Raw genomic sequence first — 22578 nt, 5'->3', positions numbered from 1 at the left:
TATCTAAAATAGAAATATTATTTACGACCAATAACCTCAATGATATCATGCGCAGCATGATATGTACATTTGTACAGCAGATTAGAAGGTCCTTCTGCTCCCATGTTTTTTTAACAAACATATTTTAAGTTTCGCTCTAGATGCTCCAACATACTCAATGAGGGGATTACTCGCCCATTCACTGGCTCCAATATTCAACAGAATAACCACCGGAGCTTCCAAGCCCTTCACTGCCGAGACATTAAACATTCGCTCCGCATAGGCCGGCTTCTCATCTGCCAACGCCTGCAGCACCTGGCTTTTCGCGACCTTGAATGGTGTAAGCAGTAGAATATCTTCCGGCGTAAAGCCATTCTCTTCAAGTCCGCTAATCGCCTGAGTTAGTAACGTCGTTTGCTCCTCCTGACTTCTCCATTCAAGGACTTGTACGGCATTTTCACTGCTGGGCAAGTGCTCTCCTGGCTCGGCAGCGGCGCTGTGGCGCTGCTTCAACCAAGCGGCGATCTCGTAGGCGTTGCGATAGTTGCGGTGCAGAGTGAAGGGGTAAGGCACCATGCCGGTGAAGACATCAGATGGGATCTGGTACTCCCGGCTATATAGATTTTGCGCCGGGTCGGCAAACAGGGTAACGCGGGCCTGTTCTGCCAGAAGTTCCTGCAGTACCAACCACCAATAGGGCTCGTAGTCCTGGGCCTCGTCCACTACCAGCGCGGCCCACTGCTCAGGATTTTGCTGTAAGGCTTCGACCAGCAGGTTAGGGGCGGTCTCGTTGTAGAACACACCCAAGGCCTTAGTATCACTAGGTGGTTCCCAGCTAAGCCCGGCACGGCGTGATCGGGATTCGCATAGCTCGTGAAAGGTGGCAACCTCGATACTTTCCAGACCACTCTCAGCCAATGCCTGACGGTGCGCCTCTGCCAAGGCGATGTTATAGCAGAGCATCAGCACCTTCTCACCTTCCCGGGCCAGTTGCTCAGCCTGGGCACGCGCCAGCAAGCTCTTGCCAGTACCTGCCCCGCCATGGATAGCCATGCGCGGAATATGCTCTAGTAGGCGTAGCACCCACTGCTGCTCTTCACTTAGACGGAACAATTCAGCGTCGATATCTCGCGATCTTTCGGCAATGCTGGTCATCAAGGCGCAGGCGGGGCGCAACAGATGATGCTGGATCAGATTCGCCTGCTGCTTGCTCAACGGCAAGGAATTATCGGCCCTAGGCCCAGCCCAGGCGGCGTTGCCGAATCGCCTGGTGATCGCCTCTGCATCCAGTCGCTCCAGCTCACCCTTGAGCAGCAGGTGGTCTCGGTTGAGCGTCAACTCAGGCAACTGCCCCTCCCAAGCGCGGGTATCGGGGAACACCATGACAGGGGCCATCGGCAACCGAATGCCGGGCGTCACCTTCTGCATGACCTGCAGCAGGCTGTTAGTCTGCTTCTTGAGCTGGTCCAGCGGCGTGGTCGATAGCTTGATGTTGCCGTGGTTGCCTTCTGACCACCATTGGCCCTCACCATCCAGCCGGATGCCGCCCCCCTTCACTTCCCAAACCTGAATACCGTACTGGGGGTGAAAGAGCAGGAAATCGATCTCCCCAACCCAAGTTCCCTTATCGTTTTGGGTCTGGGTAGCCAGCCCATGCATGACCTGCAGGCCCGGGAAATCCAGTTCACGCAGCCAGCGGTATACCTTGGCCTCAGCGCGGGAAGGCAGCGTGTCGAGCTCATTGTCGCTCAGGCGGGGGTACAGAGTGGCCACGCTAACTCCTTGTGTTAATGTTGTTTTGCACGGCCACCTACAGAATAAAGCCATGACAGGACTATTCCTGACCGCACACCTCTCATGTATTTATCGGTAGTCAGGCAAAAACTATAAACAAAGGCGATGACTGGTCGCTGTCCGGCCTTTTATCAGACCTCCTCTCGCGAGCTAGTGGCTTTTGCCAACGCTCCGGAGCTCCTCTCTGGCGCTAGCCGGCGTGAGATTGGGCCAGGCGCATAATACCACCGCTGGGGCTCTTTCCTTGGCGAGCGGACTTTATATTACCGCCTCTTGCGACGCAACGTGTCGGATATAGATGAGACGCTACCCCTTACCCAACTCAAGCCCCATTTCCTGCTAACTCGACTACTGGAGGTTGGCGTTCATGTCCCTCAAGGTCCTGCTACGCCGTTTCATCTTACCTTGGCGGAAGGCGCCAGCTCCGCCCAAGGATCGGGTGACATTTGATCTTGAACCGATGCTGGGATACTCCCTCAGGCTGAACCTAGCGCTATGGCGGTCGTCAGCACCGTTCAGTTGGGAAAGCTACGTAGGTCGGGAACAGGTAGCGAAGGGATCCTTTCTGGAGCCACCGGGCATTGGCTGGGATATGCTGTTAACCATTGACCCGCTGATGCTGGGTATACCGGATGACGTTCGGTCGGTGATCGACACAGCACCCTTCTTGGGCGTGGAGCTGGCCCAGGTGTGCGGCCAACTTGAAGCGGCTCGCGAATTAGCGGTGTCGTCGCCCTTGCTGCTGATCCTGTTGGTCAATTGTGGCGCTGCGGCGGGATGGTCGCAAGAGGCCTTCGTCCAGCGCCTCGCCCAGAAGCAGGCCACGCTCTGCGCCACTGTCGGCCTGCCCGGAGGTAAATCCTCAGCCAAACTGCTCAGACGGTGTGCGCTGAGACCCATGATTCGCCGTGAGTTGCTAGAGATCAAGCGAATCCTAAGTCGTCACGAAGATGGGGGACTGCTGCGTCATCACGCCTCTGTTCACCTGGAACACCTGGTCTTTCTGGCGCGCTATGAAGGGCCCCGTTGGCCCGGCTTGCTTGGACTGGTGGATGCAACCATTGAGAGTCAGCGCCCAAGCCCGGGCCATGCAGCATGGCTGCAGCGACTACTCACCGACGTGGAACGCATGATGGCCGGGCACACCCAGGCCCTGCGCCGAGTCACAAGCACGGAAGAGCTACAGGAACTCCACGACCGGCTGGTGCAACAACTCAATGCCCAAGTTACCCTGAATGGTCGAGCCAAGAGCTCAACGGCGTTGCGCCAACAGCATGGCAGCTACCCTGCCCCGCCCCTTCCCGGCCATGAGGCTATTGTCCCAATAGCCTCATGGGAAGCCCTGCTGCAAGAAGGTCAACGCATGCAGCACTGCGTCGGCGCCTATCACAATACGGTCGCGGCAGGCCAAGTAGCCATCTATCACTTAAGTTCACCTGATGCGGTCACAATCGCGATCCGCCCGCAGGGCAGCGGATGGGTTCTCAGCGAGGCCCGGGGTAAATGCAACGCTATGCCCTCGGCTGAGGCCCTTCAGCTAATCCAGACCTGGCTGAGCAGGTCCGCGGAGAAGTGCGGCTGCAACCAAAGAAGAGGATGAGAAGACACTTGCACGGCCATCATGCGACTCCGTTGGCGGCTTTCCAGTAATCAATGGACTGTTCAGCAACCACTCCCCGCGTAGTCCCAATCTCAATGACGACCTGCTGGAATGCCACCGCCAACTCCGGCTGGTGGCAAAGATACAGGCTGCGAATAATCCGTGAAATACGCAGGTGGTTATGTCCACCGCGCTTCAGCCAAATATGTTCACGCATATTGAGACCGGGCAAGGCATCAATCTGCAGGCCCTGCCGAGTTAGGCCAAAAAACGCCAGCATTGTGTCCAAAGAATGGCGCTAATGGGCGCGTAGCGTCGCATCGGCAGCGAAGGCCGCGCGCTCGGCTTCGCCCAGAAGCGGCGCGAAGCCGTTAAAGCGCCCCGCTTCGGGAATCGGAAACAGCCACTGGATATAGTCATGGGTATGTTCCAGCCAAAATGAGGGCATAGCCCAAAGATCACTGAGGGTGCGGCCTCGATGATCGGTGCCCTCATGTTTATAAAAATCAATCAGCTTAGTACGTTGTGAACTCATGTGACTCTCGCCGCATCAAAGACATGCTTGGGAACAGGCCACAGGGGCCTGCCCATGTTATGTTATGGCGGCAGATATCCTATAAGCCCCGACCCTCGGTTAGTGCCTCAGGTTATCCTCGCAACCCCCCGATCTACCGCACGGAAGTACTGGGCGAAGCGCCCAATCATTTCGTTTTGATGCGCCTCGACTAGTTCATCGTTCCACAACTTATTCTTGTAGATAAGCGTCATCTTAAGCGAATCCACTCGCTCTCGGCTTTTCTCCACAAAGCGCGCACGCTTCTCTGCATAGGGCTTATTGCTGTACTCAGAGTTGATGCTGCGTGACACCAAGGCAAGGTTCCCAAATGCATCGAGCCATTCAGCGCTGACTCGGCTGGAGTCAAATGATTTCCGTTGCTGTGGGGAAACGTGCTCGACCGAATTCTTTGCGGTCATACGGAACTCACGCCATGCCTTACTATTTTTATCTTTGAGCTGGTCCCAGAGGATGAACTCAAGCTTGTAGAACCAGTAATGTGCGAAGCTGGTCCCTTGCGTTTCGTTCAGCACCTCCGTCACATCCAACTCACCGCTGCGGAACCAGGGGTCCTCCATAAAGCGCCAGGTCCGCTCGGCCAACGATCCGCCATCTTCCTCGTCGGCACACAGCAGATGGTTATCCAAATGCTTAAGGTAGATAAAGGCGTGCTGCGGCCCCTCTTCCAGGAGAAAGTTAAGCAGTGGCGTCAGCCAGTACTGCGTAGTGAGCTGCTGCGAGTGATACAGCATGCTTTGCAAGAGCGCAAAACCTTGTTCTTTGCTGGTCGTGGTCGGGGCACGTACTAGGCTGGGTCCAGACTCCCCCCGGTTGAGCCGCGGTCGGCGAATGGCGTGGATCTCTTCGTCCTCCTCTTCGACCCATTTGATAATGTGCTTGTCGAAGCGGTAGCGCACTTCCCAAAGCAACATTAGGAAGTCTCGCACCTCGTCTGCATCCGGCTTGTGGCGGAGCCAGCTCTGCTGGAAAATTAGAAGCAGATCCTTGTCGAGAATACGGCTGAGGTCCTCCTGCTCGGTGCGCATCAGATGAATGCGCAACACATGCTGCAGCAGCATTGGGAAGGTGATGATACTCCGGACCCTTAGTGCCCCCTGCTCGTCCTCGACCCGCCGCCCGTGCACCTCCTCGACCTCCACGTCCCCGGTCAGGATGGTGTCGAGCGATAGCGTTTCCATCTCATCGGACCGCGCTGCGCGGTTCAGGGCGCTTATTACCAAGCGAGCGCGAGCGAGCTTTTCGCCATCGCTATGCGCCTTGTCCTGATCGTACAGCTTGGCCACCTTGAGCTCCGTCACCTGCCGCAGGTTCCGCTCAGCGTAATCGCTCATATGCGCGCTGGCATCCCACAGCTGCCCATACGCGGTGCGCTCATCGGCCGGAAGCTTCTCCAGCAGGCGCGCCTTCAGAATTTCATGATGCTGAAGCTGTACACCACGATTGTTGATGATCTCGAACAGCTTGTTGAGGTCGGTTTCAGCCGGCACCTCAGTCAGAACCAGCTCGACCTTGTCCCTGAGATAGCATGTGAATTGTTCAATATCGACCATCTTGTCACGCAGGAAGCCCTCAATCGTATCGATAGCATTCTTAAGGCTAACTGCCTCCGCAACCGCAGGCAGCTCACCCGCCAACACATGCTCGAAGAACCGCTCCACATTCGGCCGAATAGGGAAGCTGATCCGAGGCAAAGAGCTACCATTAACCTTCTGCACCCGGTAATCACTGAGATGATTGGTGTCGCAAGCCCCCTCGGCGGCCAATTTCTCGCAGGCAATGCTAATGAGCCACAAGGTAGTGAAACGCTGCTGCCCGTCGATTAAATCGAAGCGTCGGCTGAGGCCTCGCTGCGGGCGCTCTATCACCAAGACCCCGCCGAGATAGAACACAGGCCGCTGCTCGTGACAGGCCTCGTTGAGATCCTCCAGCAAGACCCGAATCTGCTCCTCCCCCCAAACGTAAAGGCGCTGATAGATTGGCACGTTGAAGAGGTACCGCTCTTCAATGACAGAACCGAGAGTAATGCGTCTAGAGCTGACCATGTTCTTATCTCGCCTCCAATGCGGCTTCGACCCAGAGAGGCTTGTCCTGGAGCGAATCTTTGCCGTAATAGTTCATCAGCGCATCCAGGTACCGCCCTCGTATGCCCTTTCCGCGAACCACCTTGCGCGCCCTTGCGCTTTCATATCCCCGGGTCGCCATATCATCGGAACGCAGAAAATCGATCACCTCCTCCGGCCGGTAAGCCCCGGCTATCACGTCCAGGAGGTTATGCTCCTTGTCCATCAGATAGCGAAGCGGCGCGCGATCAAAGATGTAAGCCTTCTGCAGGCGGATGGCCCCGAGCACGTGATCGAGCCACAACCCAAAGCGCATCAATTGCACCGAGCTAAACTGATCGACGTACATTAGCGCGGCGAGCTTATACAACTCGCGTAGATACGGAGACAGCGTCGCCACTACCCGGTTATAGAAGCCGCGAAACGCGACGACTTCCGCATCTTCAGTCTCATCATGCAGGAGCCAATTCAACAGCGTGGCATACTTCTCGGCATATAGGAAAAAGCCTATCCCTTGGTGGATGGGCTGGCGCAGTGAGAAAGGCAAGCTGGCTGCGCTTTCGTTAATGTCTACGCTCTGCAGGGTCCAGTAATGCTCGTCGTCAGGCCGCAACGTCAGCGCTGCTGCCAACCTGTTGTTCACTCCAGGATAAAGAGGCACCTCCGTCGCTACTGCAGTTGGAATGCTCTGATGCTGGAAGGTCATAAGGAGTTCATCGTGAGTCTCGCGCTCGATGACTTTCTGACCACGCCAGTTCCGTGCACGCCAGAGATAAGAATGAAACAGCTCTGGAGCAAAGTCGTGATCACGGCTCCGTTTGCCCTTCTCCCCACTTACCTGAACTGCCTCCCAGCGGCGGGCACAACTCTCCTGCAGGGCCTCATCCCGTTGTGGTTTACCTGTTTTGATCGCGCGTAGGTGGAATGCCTTCAGCAGATCGGTGGGTTTCAGCGGCACACCGCGGTTGTTCTGGGTATCGAAAAAAGTGAAAGCGAGATCTTCGTTGCCCACTTCGATCACGGTGAAGTTCAGTCGGTTCAACAGTTCGGCGCGCAGCCTGCCAGCAGCTTTCTCTTGCAGAATGGTACAGGCATGCTTGATATTCCGAACCGACACCAAAGAGCTGTACTCAAACGCCATTCGCCGCGGTGGTGGTCGCCTCCGCAGCACGTGATACAAAATGCAGAGACTGGTGAGGCGCTGCTGCCCATCGATTACGAAAAGCGACTCTCGCTCTCGGTTTCGGTGCAGGAGCAAGGTACCCATATAGTAATCCGGCAGGGAGGGATCCTGCTCCTGAAACTCCAGCAGGTCATCGATCAATTGTTCAAGTTTGGCCTTATCCCAGACGTAGGGCCGCTGATAGCTGTCGAGCGCAAGCGGGTAAGCCAGCTGCTGAAGCCCTTTAAACGTTCGAACCTCAACCTGAATCTCATTCGTGATCCGGGGCTGGACACTGGCTTTTCGCCGGGGCCGCCTGACACGGGTAGCTGTATCTTCCAACACGCTTAGTATGTCCTCTAATAATCACAGAGTATTTCTCAAACCATAGCTGCTTGAGCGAATCGATCTTGGGGCAAGCACAGTACGCCGGCCAGCTAAAAGCGGACAGAGCCAGACACAGAGCACTCTCTGAGCCCGACCTGATTATGCTCGAAGCTTGCTGGACTATTTTCACTCTGTAGCATATGCCGAGCCATGTGTAGAAGTACGTCTTCTCTCATTGAAAACGATCATTTCTCAGCTTTACTCCTCTCTTTTTCATATTTTTGCTTGGCTTCTTCTTTTGATGCCCCTTCAATGAAGTAAAGTATCGCGGCTTCGCCAATCGCTTGGGTTCCTATAAAAGCCACGGTGCCAGAGGCCACATTGCCGAATCCGGGAATAAACTTTGCAGCTGCACGAGCCGCTTCCCTGAGGGCAAACCCTACACCTACATTAACTCCCATGGCGCCAAGAAAATCCAAGGCATTCTCTTTTGTAAAGTCACGACCCGAAATTCTTGCAATCCCAGAAACCATAGCTATTTGAAGTGCAGTTATTGGAAAAATATCAGCGAGAGGTATTGGTGTCGCTGCTATAGCTGAGCAAGTGCTTGCGGTAGTTTTAATCAACTTCCTTGAATAATTCTTCTTGGTATCTATTCTTTGATCAGCCCTTGCCTGGAAGAGCTGCGAGCACTTTGGGATGTTATTAATTATCTCCTCTTTTAGACTATCAATATTCCATCGTTCATCATACTCTTCGACTACGATTCCAGAATCGTCATATTCTGCATAAGCACAAACAGGCATAACAGTAATAATCGGGACGTCAAGTTTAGAAAATGAGCTTTTTATGACCCCGCAGGCGGTTTTAATATTTTCAACTTTTCGTGTGTTATTATCCCATAACTGGGCTCGCTTTGGATCTAACTCATCCACTTGCGTCACGACGCAGAGTATCGGAAGCTTGTAGCCATTTTTATTGTAAACAAAATTACGGATATCTTGTATAGCTTGTATATCTTTATCTAGATGAGCGTCAACTTCCTTAGATTTGCATGCAAAAATCAGAATATCAGGCGCTTTGCGCCTGATACTATTTTCAATTTCTTCAACTGCATCGTCAAAACTGGCGCTCTCTGGTCGACTGTTATCGCCTATACCCCGAGTATCTATAATTTCTATTTGCTGGTCACCTTCACCGATAGTATGCCAAGAGGCTTTACCAGTTTCTGAAACTACCGACCCTACCTCAGCAACTTTTTTATTCAACAATGCGTTTATTAGAGAAGACTTTCCTGCCCCCCTTCTTCCCAAGACCATAATACGGGGCGGACGGGCCTCTATAAAGATCTCCTTCATGGATTGTATTTCTTCCATAAAGATTCTCTTTACTGGTTCAGGTAAGCTGCTTGCCAATTCCTCTAGAGAATTAATTAAAGCGGACCCTGAGTTTTCAGTATTCATTTTTCTCCCCTGCATTACCATTATTTGGAATCTTTTAAGCTAACTATATAAATTAAGAATTATTAACATAAGCGAATAATCACAAACAGAAAGCTTCTCCACCTTACATTGCGACTTACTTTGCAATAAGTAATTATCGGCAAAATAGAAAAATACTTTAGCCGTGAAAGAAAAAATCTCGATACACGAACTCACCAAGCTTCCATTCATTTGTCCTTTTCAAGTTGCCACAGGCGCGGTTTGATTACGCTTTGTCTGAAAAATTACGTCCTGCTAGCCTTTCCTTCATCAGGCTTGGAGGTGCTGTCATGGCAGAACGTTACGAGATTTCCGATCAGGGTTGGGCATTGATTGAAGATATCGTTTCTCCTGACACGCCCGCTGGGCGTGGACGCCCACGGCGCGATGACCGGCAGATGCTCAACGGCATCTTCTGGATCCTTTGCTCCGGTGCCAAATGGCGGGATCTGCCCGAGCGCTTCGGCCCGTGGAAAACGGTCTACCAGCGCTTCCGTCAGTGGCGAGATGACGGCACACTCGAACGTATCCTGTCACGCATTCACCTGAAGCTTCGGGAAGACGGCTATATGGACCTCGATACCTGGATGGCCGATTCCACCTCGATTCGAGCGACTCGCTCTGCCGCTGGTGGCGGCAAAAAAGGGGGCTCTCAGGAACCGTTAGACCATGCCCTTGGGCGAAGCCGAGGCGGACTGACGACCAAGATCCACCTGGTTTGCGATACCAATGGCGTGCCCTTGAGCTTCTTGCTATCGCCTGGTCAGCATGCCGATTCACGCTATCTCGTTCCCGTCATGGAGCAGATTCGCTTGCCGGGCCTTACCGGGCGTCCCCGTAAGAGTTGCCGCCATCTGCTTGCCGATCGGGGTTACGATAGCGACGGGTTGCGCCAGTACTGCGACCGGTATGGCATGCGCTCGACTATCCGGCATCGGCAATGCATCACCGCCCCAAGCCAGGACTACCACGCCTGTTCGAACGCACGCGTTATCGGCGTCGTAATGAGATAGAGCGCCTGTTTGGCTGGATGAAGGAAAAGCGGCGACTCTGTACGCGCTACGACAAGCTGGCGAAAAGTTACCGCGCCATGGTCACGCTGGCCTGCATCGAGCGTTGCTTGCGAGTCTATTTTTCACATAAAGCGTAATCTCCTCAAAGATCCGATGGGTCAGGGCATGCTTCTCCAGCAAGTGACGTAAGCGAAGCAGCGTGGTCGCGTCCGGCACGCTTTCGATCACCAGATCGATACCGATGAAGTCACGCATGACCTGGGTGTCGTAGATAGCGTCTTCGAGCGCCTCGTCAGCGAGCATGCTGCAAGAAATGGATTCGCAGCATGCGCTCCAGGCCGATGGGTGGCCGGCCGCGCTTGCCTGCCGAGTCGGGAAGTAGGATAGCGATAGCGCCTCGATCAGCCGTTGCCAAGGCACCAAGGCATCCATCTGAGCCAGGAACCGCTCGCGGCGAGTAATCTTCTTCTTGTTCTGATGTTCTGCCTGGGTGAACTGGTCTAATTGGAGCGGACACCCCAATAAGCCTCATAATGGAGGCAATGGAGGTGTTCATGACAAAGAAGACTCGACGTCGATTTTCCGATGAGTTCAAGGCGGATGCGGTGAGCCTGGTGAGCGATCAGGGGTATTCCGTATCGGAGGCCGCCCGGCGCTTGGGCGTGGAGCGCAGCGTACTGGATCGCTGGTGCCGTCAGCACCGTCAGCAGGCCTCCGGCAGCCCGGGGCGGCGGGAGGACGATCGCGATGCCGAGCTCAAGAAGCTCCGTGAAGAAGTCCGCAAGCTTCAGATTGAAAAGGATATTTTAAAAAAGGCGGCGGCCTTCTTCGCCAAAGAGTCGAGCTGAGATACCAGTTCGTCGAGTCGGAGAAGGCCACCTATCCCGTGGTCGTGTTGTGTCGGGTTATGCAGGTCAGTCGGAGTGGCTTCTATGACTGGCGACGACGTGGCCCTGATGACTAGCATCGGGGCCTGCTCCATCATAGCGATCGCGGCAGCCAATACGCGTCGCATGAGTACCGGGGCACGCTGGTCCGGCATGGGTTCCAAGCCTCGATGAGCCGCAAAGGGAATTGCTGGGACAATGCCGTCATGGAGCGCTTCTTTGGCTCACTGAAAAGCGAGTGGCTGGCCGACCAGCGGTATGCAAGTCACCAGGTGGCACGGCGGGATGTGATCGACTATATCGAGATGGAGTACAACAGCTGCCGACTCCACTCGACCTTGGCCTATCAGACGCCGAGGGAAATCGAACTGGCAGTTGCGGCTTGAAACTGTGTCCGCTCTGACTTGACCAGAACATGGGCGAAAGAGATCTGCTTCATCGGATGGCTCAGTCAGACGGTGGCGAGATAGACAGATTTACCCCGCCGGTGGCTACCATGCAGCTGCGGCGGCCTGTATATCGCGCTCAAGTCTTTAGTTTGCCTGCCGATGTTTGTTTAGCACGCGCAGGGAAACGCCATGATATCTCTCAAGAGAGGACTCACGCTGGCATTCGGGATACTGGTGGAATGACTGCTCTACCAGTAATTGGGCTCTTAACGATCAGACCCACGTGCATGATCATAGTATAGGTAGAAGAAATCAGGCGGAAGCTGGACAGACTGCGGCGGATCTATTCGACACCGCTAAACGCGATGCAAGCCACCAAGTTGCCCCTAACTAAAAATAGGACATCACATGAGCGAAAGAGAACAAGTGCTGGCACAGCTGGAAAATGCTTGCAGTAATCTGTTAGCAGTATCTGTGCTCGGTGAAAAACCTCGTATTGCTGCATGGGGTCTGGTCAAGGCCGGCAAGAGCTCCTTGCTCAACATGCTTTCAGGGCATGTTGAGCAAGAATTCTTCAAAACGGGGGCTGTACGCACTACTCGCGTCAATCGCGAGCTAGAAACAGACCATTATATTTTGGTCGACACTCCCGGGCTCGGCATCGATGACGACGACAGTGAACAAGCCTTCAAGGGGCTGGACAGTGCGGATATCATCCTTTTCGTCCATGCGCTACAAGGCGAGCTCGATCAGGAAGAAATCGACCTCCTCATTGAAGTAAAAGCTGTATATACAGAAGAAATTGATCGGCGCCTAGTTATAGTCCTTAGCCAGTTGGATAAAGATGAAAATGGAGCCATGAACAGTGTTAGCTCCCGTATTATGGAGCAGCTGCAGGAGCAAATTGGCATCCAACCTACCTGCTTTAAAGTTTCCAACACTCGTTATCGTAAAGGCATTGCCGAAAGCAAGCCCGTTCTGACAAAAAAGAGTGGTATCCCTAACCTGGCACAATATCTCGATACGCTATCGCTGGAGATCAAGGATCAGCTTGAAGCCGCTCGTTACAGACGACAGCAGGTGAGAGAAGCGCAGTTGCTGAAAGAGCTGGAGCAAGCCATCGAAGAAGAGCGCCAGTTCATTTCAAGCTTAAAGAAACCTTATATTGAGAAGATAAGCATCTTCAATCAGATAATGGAGAAATTAAGGCAAGAGTTTAATTCGCATAGCGATGAAATCAGTATTATTCAGAAAAAAATTAATAGTATTTAACGAAGGATATACTCATGCCACTACCTTGGCTGATCGGCGCTGCCGCCGTCGCTGCTGCAGCGGCTGTCGTAAAAGCTGTATCTGACGACGATGACGATTCATCGTACACCTGCGGCGAAGAAGAGCGCCGTGAGCAGGAGCGCGAAGCTGAGCGCCAGCGTCAACGCAAGAGCCTCAAAACTCACTTGGCAAACCTCAAGAAAAGTCGACTGGAATATGCACATACCCTCTTGGCTCGCTCAGCAGAGGGATTGGGGAAACCTCTAGAAATAGTAGTACAAAGTGAGAGTGAATATGATTCCTTGGGGAGGATGGAATCTAGGCTACCAGGAGCTAGAAGAAAGTTAACTCTTAAGAAATTAGAGTCAGCCCTTAAGTCTAAGGAGCTAGCCACCTCTGAATATGCCCAAGCAGTAATATCAATACTGAGAACAGATGAAACCTCACAATACTATTGCACCCAAAAAGAAATAAAGGCTTTCCTCACTAACCTACGGGTGCTTGATAGCTTGTCTTCAAGAAACGAACCGATATCTGACAAAAAACCCTCCTATTCATCAATGCTAACTGGCAATGTTGGGGTGTCACTAATGCTAGCCGAGGAGTCCGTTTATATATCTCTTAGTGATGGCGAACGAGAGGATTGCGAGAAAGCTCGCGCAGCTTCAAATCGCATCGAACGCCTGCAACAACTCAAAAGCAAGATCAAGATCAATATCGAGCGGGAAGAGTAATCAAAAATGCAAAAAGAATCCACTTCCCGAGCTGAGTTAATGGCATCGTTCAAAGCTCTTCAGAGAGATTTTGATAACAAAAAAAACGACATTAAGAACAAGGAGTCGGATTTTGATCAGTTGCGAAAAAGGTTTTGCGAACAGCTGAAGCAACGAAACGAAAGATTCGTCCAATTGATCGGATCGGAAAATCCGTTACAGTCTTTGGCATACAATCTTTCAGGCCAACTGGAGAAAAATTTTGATAACTGGGAGCAGCAAGCCGCTGCTCGTTCTAAAGGTATCCAGTTTCGGAAAGATTTTGGCGACTCCTTGCTGGTGTTCATCTACGGTAAGGTGAAATCGGGTAAGAGTTCGCTCGGCAACTACATGGCTTGGGGACATAGTGAGCCGACACCTGAACTTAAGGAAAAATCCCTAAGCCCTACTTATTTTTCTGCCGAGCAAACTAATGTAGCTAGCGGCGACCAAGATAAAGAGGCTGAGAAAACCTTACAATTTCGGGTCAATGCAACCGAGGCCACTAGTTCCATTCAGGGATTCAAACTTCCAGGCCTGACATGGGTCGACTCTCCTGGGCTGCACTCGGTTAATGCCAAAAATGGTGACCTCGCCAAGGAGTACGCCGAGCATGCGGATCTAATTCTTTATACGATGAGCTCGCAAGCACCGGGGCGTGCATCGGACATGGAGGAGATAACCGAACTGCTTAACAGCAATAAGAAGATCATGGTTCTTCTGACCGGCAGCGACACTACCAACGAAGACGAGGATGAGGAAGGCAACTTGGTCACAATGGTGGTGATGAAGGATCTTTTGGATCGCCGGGATCAGGTTGAGTATGTTAATGGTGAGTTGGAACAGTTACAAAACAGTTCCAGCGTCTTGGCAGAGGTACTACCCATTTCCACTCGCTATGCAGAGCGCAACATGACCCCTGAGGGCATCGCCGAGAGCGGCATGGGCAGGTTGATGTACGAACTACAAGTAATTTGTGCTAGCCAAGCTCTGTCCATCAAACTGAACATGCCGATGGAGAATCTCAGGCACTCGATCCGCGTTACTGCTGACGATCTCGCCGGTATGCGTGAGATTATCAGTGGCTTTGCCAATAGCATTGGCAAGCAAAACGATGACTTGCAACGCGAGCTGAGCAGCTTGGGCGTTCAAGGATCGAGTCAGATGAGAGCCTATATCAATCAGGTATTCATTGACGAACACGCTGATCTGGAAAATGCGCTTCGTCAGAAGGCAAGCGAGATAATATCCCAGCTGGCTATAGAAGCCTTAAACAAGATCGGCGAGCGGCAGCAACAAGGCCTTAAGCAGGCATTCGACAGTAGCCGCCTGAGCGGTATTCCCGAGTATCGGGAAATTACTGAAGAGAAAGAGTATTTTGTTGGTACTCGCGAGGGCAATAAAAGCTTATGGGGACTGGGCGGAACCCTTTTAGGGGGTGCTGCAGGCTTCCTTTTAGGTGGTCCTGCGGGGGCCGCGATAGGTGCATCAGTGGGCAGTGCATCCAGTATGGTCGGTCGCTCTGCCAGTGCCGAATATGGCCGCCATCAAGTAGTCGTAAGCGACAATCGTGAAGAGCAGCGTCAGGCAGCCATAGAAAACTACTCGAATATTCTTCCCCGCCTGCTCGATGAACATGTCAATACGCTCTACGGCCCACTTCGCACGGCCATGCTGGAATACTGCGGTGCTCTAGACCGCGACATGACCGAGCTAATGGATAATCTTGAAAACCTCGCGCAGGTAAACCAATGATGCAAGACAGCACTCTATCCCAAGCCTTCACCGCCTTCGAAACCATCGACGGTGTATGCGAGAAATACAATCCCTCTGGGCTAGCCCCGATCCGTAAGATGGTTGCAGTAAAACGCTCTTCCCCTGATGTCTCTATCATGGTCTATGGTGTCTATAATGCTGGCAAAAGCACTCTAATCAATGCACTGCTCGGTGAGGCCGACCGAGCCAAGGTAGCCGACAAACCAGAGACTGACAGGATCAGCAAATATCAGTGGCGTGAATTCGAAATCCTCGACACACCCGGTATTGATGCTCCCAAAAGCCATGAAGCGGTGACTCGGGAGCAGCTGTATTCGGCCGATGCCGTGATCTTCGTGGTCAATCCGCTTGGAGTGCTTGAGGAAGCGAACACTCTGTCTACCCTGCTTGAGCTAGTTGAACGTAATAAAAAAGTTGTTCTGGTGCTCAACTGCAAGAACAGGTTGGAACCGCTAGACGCCGAGCGACTCAAGGATGAACTGCGCCACCGTTTCCAGGAAATGGCCCGACAAAGGGGCCGGCAGCAGGTGTTACAGGCCATTCCAATCCTTGAAGTCAATGCCAAGACCGCCCTGAAGGCTAAACTGGAGAGTAAGGATAATCTGCTAACCAATTCTGGGTTGCCGCACCTTGAGCGCGAATTGTATAAGTTCCTGAATTCGGTCAGGCAGAGCGATATCGTGGAAGGCTTCGTCAGGGAGTTAAGTACCTTCTTCAACGAGACGCTAGATCTGCTCGATAAGCAGAACGACTCCGCCTATATTTCGCAGATTGACACATTCTTTTCGGAAATTGCTCAACGCGAGGTCCACTTGCGATCCAGTTTGAAGGGGCTTATTGAGGCGAAGTCTGCCTTCATAGAAAAACGCTCCTTCAGCATCATTTCGGACAATCCGGATAGCGCTCAGACCAAAGTGGCAGAGCTAGTAAAGGGTTCCAATGCTGAGGTATTTTCCGAGCTTGAGGTAGAACTCCGCAGGTTGGCTACTGAAGCCTCGGTAATGCTTGAAGATGTACTGGAGAGCATCAGGGTAAGCGGACAGATAAAAGCGCCGCAGCACGAATTCGAGTTGGCATCGAGTGATGAAGTTACAGAAATAACCAACAAAGAGGCAGGTATCGATTTCAATATGCTGGAGGCCGGCATCCGGCAGGTTGGGGCAGTCCTTAAACCTGATCATATCGTCAGCGCAATGACGGTGGGCAAGGACCTGCTGCCCAGCCTGTTCAAAGGTATCGGTCCAGTCACCATGGGGAAAATAGGTGAGCAGATAGTTAATAAGATCGTGCCGGCAATCGGCATTGCCGTCCAGGCCGGCCAAATACTGTTTTCTATGTTCGGGAATGATCCCGAAGAAGAGCGTATTCGTGAAGAAGCACGCCAGCGTGAGCAGATGGAAGAGCGCAGAAACCAAGCGATTCGTGGTCTAAGCGAGGATATTGCATGGGAGTTCAAAAACTCTATTCTCAGGGTTGTAGACGAAACCATCCGAAACAACTTTGCAGAGGTCAACGGCAAGCTGAAAGAAATTCGCAACAGCTTCTCCGAAGCACAACGCGAGCGCAGCGAAGACCGAGCCTCTCTCGTTGAGAGTCTGGCAGCTGTGAAAACGTATGCCTGAGATGCCTAAGAGCTTTCCCTGCAGTCAATGTGGGGAATGCTGCAAGCGTGTCCACCTGCTCCCTGAAACAGCCGGTATGGATCGTGGAGACGGCGCCTGTGTGCATTTCGACGAAGTGCTGAAGCAATGCCAGATCTATGCCGAGCGGCCAGACATCTGCCGGGTTGATCGACAATACAAAAAGAACTACCGGCTCATCATGACGTGGAACGAATTCGTTGAACTGAATCAGGTAGCCTGCAAAAAGCTTCAAGAGGCTTGATTGGCCTAAAGTCGGATGTAATGGAATGTGCGGGGTCGTCGCCTCCTCGATCGTACGCCTCATCCGCTCTACTGCCCGTTGGTCGGAGATGGAAGGGACTGGTCAGCCGGTGATCGATCCTGTGCCGGTAGCAGACCATATAGAAGATATGCTGCTTATAGGCTTCTGTCCCGGCCTTCTTCGCAAACTGCACACCGTTGGCCGTGGGCACGGTAAGGCAGGACTCTCAGCGTATCCTCAAGGAAATCGGCGGCGATCTGCCTCGTCATCTTCCGGTATAACTATGCATGGAAGAACTTGGAGGTTCGATCCACGGCGATGAGCAGGCAGGCCTTGCACCGGTTCGGATTTCGCTGATATCGATGCAGGTAGCCGATCGGGTAACGCTTAAATAGTTTTTTCTCGCGTTTCTGGTCGCCAGCCTTGGGTAACTGACTGATGCCGTGTCGCTAGTAGAGGCGATGGCCAACCGCTACCTCCAGTGGCGTCAGCGACGGGGAGCGCGGTACCCTGAACCCATGCGGGTAACCTCGACGTTGTCCCGGTTGTGTCACTTGCGTACGGTCTTGGGGTTAATGCCGTAGCGTCGGCTCAGTGTCGCGACCGAATCCGTCGATCGCTGTATTTCTTTTCGGATGGCGTGCGTGGTCGTGGCGCGTTTGTGAAGAATCTGAGCCATGGATCATCCTCCGGCAGTGGTTCATAGCATGACCCATTACTCTTCGGGACCGCACGGCTGTGCGGTTCCAAAGAGTAACGGTCTAGCTTACGAACTATTACTCCATGCATCCACACAGCCAGGTAACGTATCTCAATCGCTTCGAAAACCAATCATCAGCTCCGGCGCTTGTTGGAGATCAAACCCCGGATACTTTCGCCAGATGAGCTCATACTCCGCTTCATTGCTGACGGCATCGTCGATATCCCAGGCGGGAAAGGTCAGCAGATCCTCAGCCATCTCGGCTATGACGTCGCGTAGCTCCAATGGCTTCATCCATTTCGCCGGTATGCTGTGCTCCCCCAGCCAGACCGCCAACAGATTTCCGGCAATCGCCTCGGCATGCGGCGTCCCGGTGTTCGCCAAGGCCTCTGCCTGCAAAATGGCGCGCAGCGTTTCCTCATGATGAGGCTCCTGTCGCAGGCAGGCTTTCGGGACTACCAAGGCCTCGGCCAGGCTCGCTTCATCAGTCATGCTCAGGACCAGGACAGCGAAAACGCCTGCCGTCAGTTGCCCCGTGGGATGGCCATGGGTCAATGCCCCCAGTTCGGCGCCCAGACGAAACACGTCTTCCGAGGCTTGGCTCTGTCGAAAATACCACCCAAACAGACCGACCGGAGCAACGCGCGTGACCCACCACAGCCTTGCTGTTGTTGCGTGCCCACGCACCCAAGGACGGTATCTCCCGCAATGAAAGGCAGGTATTTCCAGGAGCACGTCGGTCATGAAGTACCCGCTGCTAGATTAACCAGCTCGGCTCCCAACCGAGCTGACTAGGACCGATCATGAGGTCATTAATCGGTGCTCCGCCTTGCGTTTGTAGCCAACGTAGGTAGGCATGGGCGGTTACCCCCGGATACGTCGTAATGCCCTTAATGGCACCACGCCCAGCCTCGCAGTAATCCATCGGCAGTAAACAGCGTCATCTGAGTATCGTCAGTGATTCTGCCCAGCCCGCCGTAGATCGGCGCATAGTCGGTGATCCCTTCCGAGCCGAAACGCTCAAGAATCTCCGCGGGCGACAGAAATTCGACCGAGGCACCCAGGGCATCGCCGACGGCCCCTCCCAGTAGGCAGCCTCGAAAGCGCCCTCTTGTCTCGTCTGCCTTACGTTCGCTAATCATCGCTCCCTGCATTGCCTGATCATTTTCCCAAGGTCCGTACCAGCGTCGTCCTAGGCCGGTTGATCATGCCTGGCCCGTACTTGCTGGCGAGCCAGATAAAAGAGCCCCGATTCCAGTGTTGCCACGCTATACGGCAGCCCATGCCTGGCTAGAAACTCATGGAGGCAGCGAAGAAAGAGCGCATAGCCTGTGGGGTTCATGGCAAATCCCAGCCCCTCGCTGATCACTTCATCGAGTACGGCATACCGATACGGGTCCAGCATTCGTAAATGTTTGCTGGCAAAGGAGACACCCAGCCCCTTGATGGCCACACCCGGCGCAATGGCACTGGCAACGTCGTCTGTGGCTGCCGCGATTGCCAGCCAGTCATCCAGGGCCTGCTCCAGATCGGGTAATCGGTAATGTCGAGTCAGATAACTCCAAACCCGCGGCCCCTTGCCCCACTCGCAGACAGCCTGGCTGAAGTCCAGCGAGTTCATCGTGGGATTATTGTTCAGAAAGGTGGCGCCGATGTTTTCGATACGGCGCGTTCCCTCAAATTCCTGTTGCGCGAGCACTATAGGTCAAGCGCTCCAGTTCCCACCAGCGGGTACGGATATGGTGGCGCGGGTTGCCGTCCTTATCGAAGAACCTGTGCCCCTGGGGTAGTGGAACCTCCAGCCCCTTGACGGTTGTTTCCAAGGCGTCGTAGGGCACAGTGCCCTTTCGGCATAATGCCGGCCAGGCATCCTTCAGGATGCGCTGTTGTTCATCCGTGTAGTCACGCAGGTTCTCCAGCGACGGCGGATGCCAGCAAGCATGGATGACCCGCAGCCCATCGAGATCCAGATACAGCGGCAAGGTACGAAACCAATCGATCATATCGCGGTGTTGCTCCGAGTATTGGCCGACCTGATCGAGAAATGCCTGATGTTGGTTCCGATTCTTGTCGCTATGCGAACGCAGGTATTGACTTGGGGCCTCGGGATCTTCGGTCGCCCAAGCCACGGCATTGAACTCGTGATTTCCCATCACTGCCAGAGCCTGCCCAGCCTCGACCATAGCCCGCGCAATACGTACGGTTTCCACCTGTTCCGGCCCGCGATCGACGAAGTCGCCCAGAAAAACCACCTGCCGCTCGGGGTGCTGCCAGACGCCATCCCGCTCGGTGTAACCCAGCTTGTTCAACAGGTGCTTGAGCGGGGTGGCATAGCCGTGAATATCGCCAATCAGATCGTACATGCTCCCCTCCTTAGTGATTGCTTCGATCATCCTCGCTTGTTTGCACCCCGGCTTACAACGCCGAAGCCGCTGTTCTTGATCCCTCCGTTTCGGCCCAGGGATATCCAGCGGTCTGTCGCGTAATGGAAACGGTAGCCTTCAATCTGGCCCAGGATAGGGAGCTCTCCCCCCGTCTCGGCCATATGTTCGCGCACGAGTTTCTTGGCAAGACGTATCTGCTTCTTCCATGACAACTGCCACGCATCCTTAGGCAGCGATAGGCGGCGCTTACCCACGGCCATAGCCCGGAAAAAACCGCCGACACGCGCTGTCTTGTCGACGACTTCCACGCTCTACCATGGTTTGTACGCTTCATGCTTTGTCGATTCGAAAGCATCTCGCTCCGCGAGAAACGCCTCATCACACGCCTGGGTCATATCAAGCGCTTTGCCGAGCGCCCTGAGGAAGTCGCTGCTGCTATACACGAAGTCATACTCGGAAGCTGTTAACCCAAGCGCCGGGTCGGCAAGTGTCCTTGCTAGTCGGTCTCGGTGTGCCTGCCTCGGTTGCGCATAGCCCACATTTGCCGAAGCAAGACGTCCGGCGCCCAATGGCTTGTCTGCTGTTCCAAAGTCTTTCTTAGCGCCATGGTTATTCATCTCCCTCCAATGCAGTGCGTAGCGGCGCGAGCGTCTCCTCAAGATTGGTCCTAGGTTCTGTCTGAAAAGTCATAAATGCTACGCTATTCCCGTTCATCGAACGGGAGGGCGATATGACAGGCCGTTACGAGCTTTCTGATCAACGTTGGCAGATGATCGAAGACATCGTTTCTCCACCGCAGACCATCGGGCGGCCACGCCGGGATGATCGCCAGATGCTCAACGGTGTCCTGTGGATTCTTTGCTCTGGCGCACAGTGGCGCGACCTGCCGGAGCGTTATGGTCCCTGGAAGACCGTCTATCAGCGTTTTCGGCAGTGGCGTGATGACGGTACCTTCGACCGGATACTGGCCCGTCTGCATCTTCGTTTGCGTGAAGATGGCACCATGGATCTCGACACATGGATGGTGGATTCCACTTCCATCAGAGCGACCCGGTCGGCCAGCGGTGCCGGCAAAAAGGGGGATCGATAGAACCCCGGGATCATGCGCTCGGCCGTAGCCGTGGCGGGCTGACCACTAAGATACACATGCTGTGCGATAGCCATGGCTTTCCACTCGCCTTTTCTCTGTCGGCAGGTCAGCGCGCCGACTCGATTTACCTGACGGAACTACTGGAAAAGGTCCGGTTACCGGGTCGTTCAGGTCGACCCCGCAAACGCAGCCGTTACATCGTGGCAGACAAGGGGTACGACAGTGATGCGCTGCGGCATTACTGCACGCGTTATGGCATGCGCCCGATCATCCCGTATCGCCGTATGCATCGACGCCCGAAGCCCGGACTTCCGCACCGGTTTGACCGGCCAAAATATCGCCAGCGTAACGTGGTGGAACGTCTGTTTGGCTGGCTGAAGGAAAAACGTCGGCTCAATACTCGTTACGATAAACTAGCCAGTAGCTTTAAAGCCATGGTGACATTGGCCTGCATCGAGCGATGCATGAGAGCCGACTTTTCAGACAGAACCTAGCCAGTAGCTCTCTACCAAACCAGTCACAAAGCGTTTGGCGCATTGCCACATCCGCCGGCTCCCCTGCCGATAGCAATTCAACCATTCTCGTCGGCCAAGGCTTGTTTGCGCGCTGAGGCGCTCTGCTGTTGTTGGCCTTGACTCGCCATTGATAGACCTGGCTGGGTTGCAGGCCAAGCTCTCGGGCGGCACTGATGCCGACATGGGCGGCGAGAGCCAAGGCCTCGTCCTTGTAGGCCTGGGTGTCACTGGTACGGGTCTTCTTCATCGAAGATGCTTGCCTTGCCATGCCATGGTCACCTCGTCTCAGTGTACTGCCTTGACGGGGTGTCTACTGCTGCTGGGAAAAATTACAACGCTCTTCTGGAGGGGCATCGCCAAAGTCGGACGGTCATATGGATCATTGAGCCACATGCGAAGTCATTAGCTAAGCCAAGAAGCCTATAGATTTTTTGTTTCCTTTGCCTAATTTCGAAAATCCGGCAATTAGGCTGCGTCCGTACCCTATCTAGGTCTCATAAAGCATCACCTGAAACGGCACGCAAAACGGTACGCAAAAATGTAGCAAAGGTTCATTGACCTTTCCCCCAGAAACCGGTCCACCGCATTATGAAATTTCCGCTACGTTTACCCTGATAGTAGGAGATCCCACGATGAAATGTAACCGACATACCGACGAGCAAATCTCAGCATCTTCAAAGCAATGAGCGAGGAGTATCGATCGCCGAGCTGGCACGGATGTCGATGCAGCGACTCGCCGTCAACGTGAAAACGAAGAGCGTTCATTAGTGTATCTCAGCCTTACCCGCGCTCGACAGTTGGCGTTTGTGTATGGCTACGGCCAGATGAGCGACTGGTTCTGATTCATATCAATTCGGTTTGTAGTGTCTATGGCATGCCACCACCGTCAGGCTTCTCTAGCGCCGTCACCGTAAACTTACTGCTGCTGTTGCCTCA

At 53.7% G+C, this 22578-nt stretch carries 20 protein-coding genes and 3 pseudogenes; 9 read left to right on the top strand and 14 right to left on the bottom strand.

The window, feature by feature from the left end; translation table 11 throughout:
* Positions 1-81: 81 nt before the first annotated feature.
* Positions 82-1806, bottom strand: coding sequence for a nuclease-related domain-containing DEAD/DEAH box helicase (locus R5M92_RS04115; protein WP_346798058.1), 1725 nt, complete (start codon positions 1804-1806; stop codon positions 82-84).
* Positions 1807-2140: 334 nt separating this feature from the next.
* Between R5M92_RS04115 and R5M92_RS04110 the strand changes: the two genes are divergently transcribed.
* On the top strand, positions 2141-3373 hold the full coding sequence (locus tag R5M92_RS04110) for a PcfJ domain-containing protein (protein ID WP_346798057.1): 1233 nt from the start codon (positions 2141-2143) through the stop codon (positions 3371-3373).
* 19 nt (positions 3374-3392) lie between these two features.
* Here R5M92_RS04110 and R5M92_RS04105 read toward each other — a convergent pair whose 3' ends face one another.
* The 5 genes from R5M92_RS04105 to R5M92_RS04085 all read right to left on the bottom strand — a co-directional run bounded on the left by R5M92_RS04105 (position 3393) and on the right by R5M92_RS04085 (position 8962).
* Positions 3393-3653, bottom strand: coding sequence for a hypothetical protein (locus R5M92_RS04105; RefSeq protein WP_346798055.1), 261 nt, complete (start codon positions 3651-3653; stop codon positions 3393-3395).
* Between the two features lie 18 nt (positions 3654-3671).
* Positions 3672-3908 (bottom strand): opioid growth factor receptor-related protein, encoded by a 237-nt coding sequence (locus tag R5M92_RS04100; RefSeq protein ID WP_346798054.1) that lies wholly within the window; start codon positions 3906-3908, stop codon positions 3672-3674.
* A 107-nt stretch (positions 3909-4015) separates the two neighbouring features.
* Entirely contained in the window at positions 4016-5992 is a 1977-nt protein-coding gene (locus R5M92_RS04095) for a DUF262 domain-containing HNH endonuclease family protein (RefSeq protein WP_346798052.1), read from the bottom strand.
* A 4-nt stretch (positions 5993-5996) separates the two neighbouring features.
* Complete coding sequence (locus tag R5M92_RS04090; RefSeq protein ID WP_346798050.1) at positions 5997-7517, bottom strand: DUF262 domain-containing protein; 1521 nt, start codon at positions 7515-7517, stop codon at positions 5997-5999.
* A 227-nt stretch (positions 7518-7744) separates the two neighbouring features.
* Complete coding sequence (locus R5M92_RS04085) at positions 7745-8962, bottom strand: GTPase family protein (RefSeq protein WP_346798048.1); 1218 nt, start codon at positions 8960-8962, stop codon at positions 7745-7747.
* Between the two features lie 308 nt (positions 8963-9270).
* On the opposite strand from R5M92_RS04085, the gene R5M92_RS04080 reads away from it, so the two are divergent.
* A protein-coding gene (locus tag R5M92_RS04080) for an IS5 family transposase (protein ID WP_346798047.1) occupies positions 9271-10130 on the top strand; the annotation gives its coding sequence in 2 pieces (ribosomal slippage) (positions 9271-9919 and positions 9919-10130; 861 coding nt in all).
* Here the strand turns inward: R5M92_RS04080 and R5M92_RS04075 are convergent.
* Positions 10117-10515: pseudogene (locus tag R5M92_RS04075) on the bottom strand (transposase); the annotation flags it as partial. The gene R5M92_RS04080 and the pseudogene R5M92_RS04075 overlap by 14 nt on opposite strands.
* A 32-nt stretch (positions 10516-10547) precedes the next feature.
* Between R5M92_RS04075 and R5M92_RS04070 the strand changes: the two are divergent.
* The 6 genes and pseudogenes from R5M92_RS04070 (at position 10548) to R5M92_RS04045 (ending at position 16953) form a co-directional block, all read left to right on the top strand.
* Positions 10548-11266, top strand: a pseudogene (locus tag R5M92_RS04070) (transposase).
* A 411-nt stretch (positions 11267-11677) separates the two neighbouring features.
* On the top strand, positions 11678-12541 hold the full coding sequence (locus R5M92_RS04065; protein WP_346798045.1) for a GTPase: 864 nt from the start codon (positions 11678-11680) through the stop codon (positions 12539-12541).
* 14 nt (positions 12542-12555) lie between these two features.
* Entirely contained in the window at positions 12556-13275 is a 720-nt protein-coding gene (locus R5M92_RS04060) for a hypothetical protein (protein WP_346798044.1), read from the top strand.
* A 6-nt stretch (positions 13276-13281) separates the two neighbouring features.
* Positions 13282-15048 (top strand): dynamin family protein, encoded by a 1767-nt coding sequence (locus tag R5M92_RS04055; protein WP_346798043.1) that lies wholly within the window; start codon positions 13282-13284, stop codon positions 15046-15048.
* Positions 15048-16691, top strand: a complete 1644-nt coding sequence (locus R5M92_RS04050) for a GTPase (protein WP_346798042.1) — start codon at positions 15048-15050, stop codon at positions 16689-16691. Before R5M92_RS04055 ends, R5M92_RS04050 begins: the two co-directional genes overlap by 1 nt.
* A gap of 76 nt (positions 16692-16767) precedes the next feature.
* Positions 16768-16953, top strand: coding sequence for a YkgJ family cysteine cluster protein (locus tag R5M92_RS04045; RefSeq protein ID WP_417339058.1), 186 nt, complete (start codon positions 16768-16770; stop codon positions 16951-16953).
* Positions 16954-17764: 811 nt separating this feature from the next.
* Here the strand turns inward: R5M92_RS04045 and R5M92_RS04040 are convergent.
* From R5M92_RS04040 to R5M92_RS04015, 6 genes are all read right to left on the bottom strand, one after another.
* The gene (locus tag R5M92_RS04040) at positions 17765-18397 is read right to left on the bottom strand and encodes an ADP-ribosylglycohydrolase family protein (protein ID WP_346798040.1); all 633 of its coding nucleotides are present in this window, start codon (positions 18395-18397) and stop codon (positions 17765-17767) included.
* A gap of 146 nt (positions 18398-18543) precedes the next feature.
* A complete protein-coding gene (locus R5M92_RS04035; RefSeq protein WP_346798039.1) occupies positions 18544-18795 on the bottom strand; it encodes an ADP-ribosylglycohydrolase family protein in 252 nt (83 codons plus the stop codon).
* Positions 18796-18845: 50 nt separating this feature from the next.
* The gene (locus tag R5M92_RS04030; protein ID WP_346798037.1) at positions 18846-19352 is read right to left on the bottom strand and encodes a hypothetical protein; all 507 of its coding nucleotides are present in this window, start codon (positions 19350-19352) and stop codon (positions 18846-18848) included.
* Entirely contained in the window at positions 19330-20016 is a 687-nt protein-coding gene (locus tag R5M92_RS04025) for a metallophosphoesterase (protein ID WP_346798035.1), read from the bottom strand. Before R5M92_RS04025 ends, R5M92_RS04030 begins: the two co-directional genes overlap by 23 nt.
* 26 nt (positions 20017-20042) lie before the next feature.
* Positions 20043-20345 (bottom strand): hypothetical protein, encoded by a 303-nt coding sequence (locus R5M92_RS04020; protein WP_346798034.1) that lies wholly within the window; start codon positions 20343-20345, stop codon positions 20043-20045.
* 3 nt (positions 20346-20348) lie between these two features.
* On the bottom strand, positions 20349-20654 hold the full coding sequence (locus R5M92_RS04015) for a hypothetical protein (protein WP_346798033.1): 306 nt from the start codon (positions 20652-20654) through the stop codon (positions 20349-20351).
* 113 nt (positions 20655-20767) lie between these two features.
* On the opposite strand from R5M92_RS04015, the gene R5M92_RS04010 reads away from it, so the two are divergent.
* Positions 20768-21621, top strand: a protein-coding gene (locus tag R5M92_RS04010) for an IS5 family transposase (protein ID WP_346797987.1) whose coding sequence is annotated in 2 segments (ribosomal slippage) — positions 20768-21110 and positions 21110-21621 — 855 coding nt in all. Because the reading frame shifts where the segments join, the coding sequence is not laid out codon by codon here.
* Between the two features lie 83 nt (positions 21622-21704).
* On the opposite strand, the pseudogene R5M92_RS04005 reads toward R5M92_RS04010, so the two are convergent.
* A pseudogene (locus R5M92_RS04005) lies at positions 21705-21910 on the bottom strand (transposase); the annotation flags it as partial.
* Positions 21911-22578 lie beyond the last annotated feature (668 nt).

The sequence above is a fragment of the Halomonas sp. Bachu 37 genome, from assembly GCF_039691755.1.
Lineage (GTDB): Bacteria > Pseudomonadota > Gammaproteobacteria > Pseudomonadales > Halomonadaceae > Vreelandella > Vreelandella kashgarensis.
The sequence above is the reverse complement of the archived record's forward strand: the minus strand, read 5'-3'. Positions and strand labels throughout refer to the sequence as shown.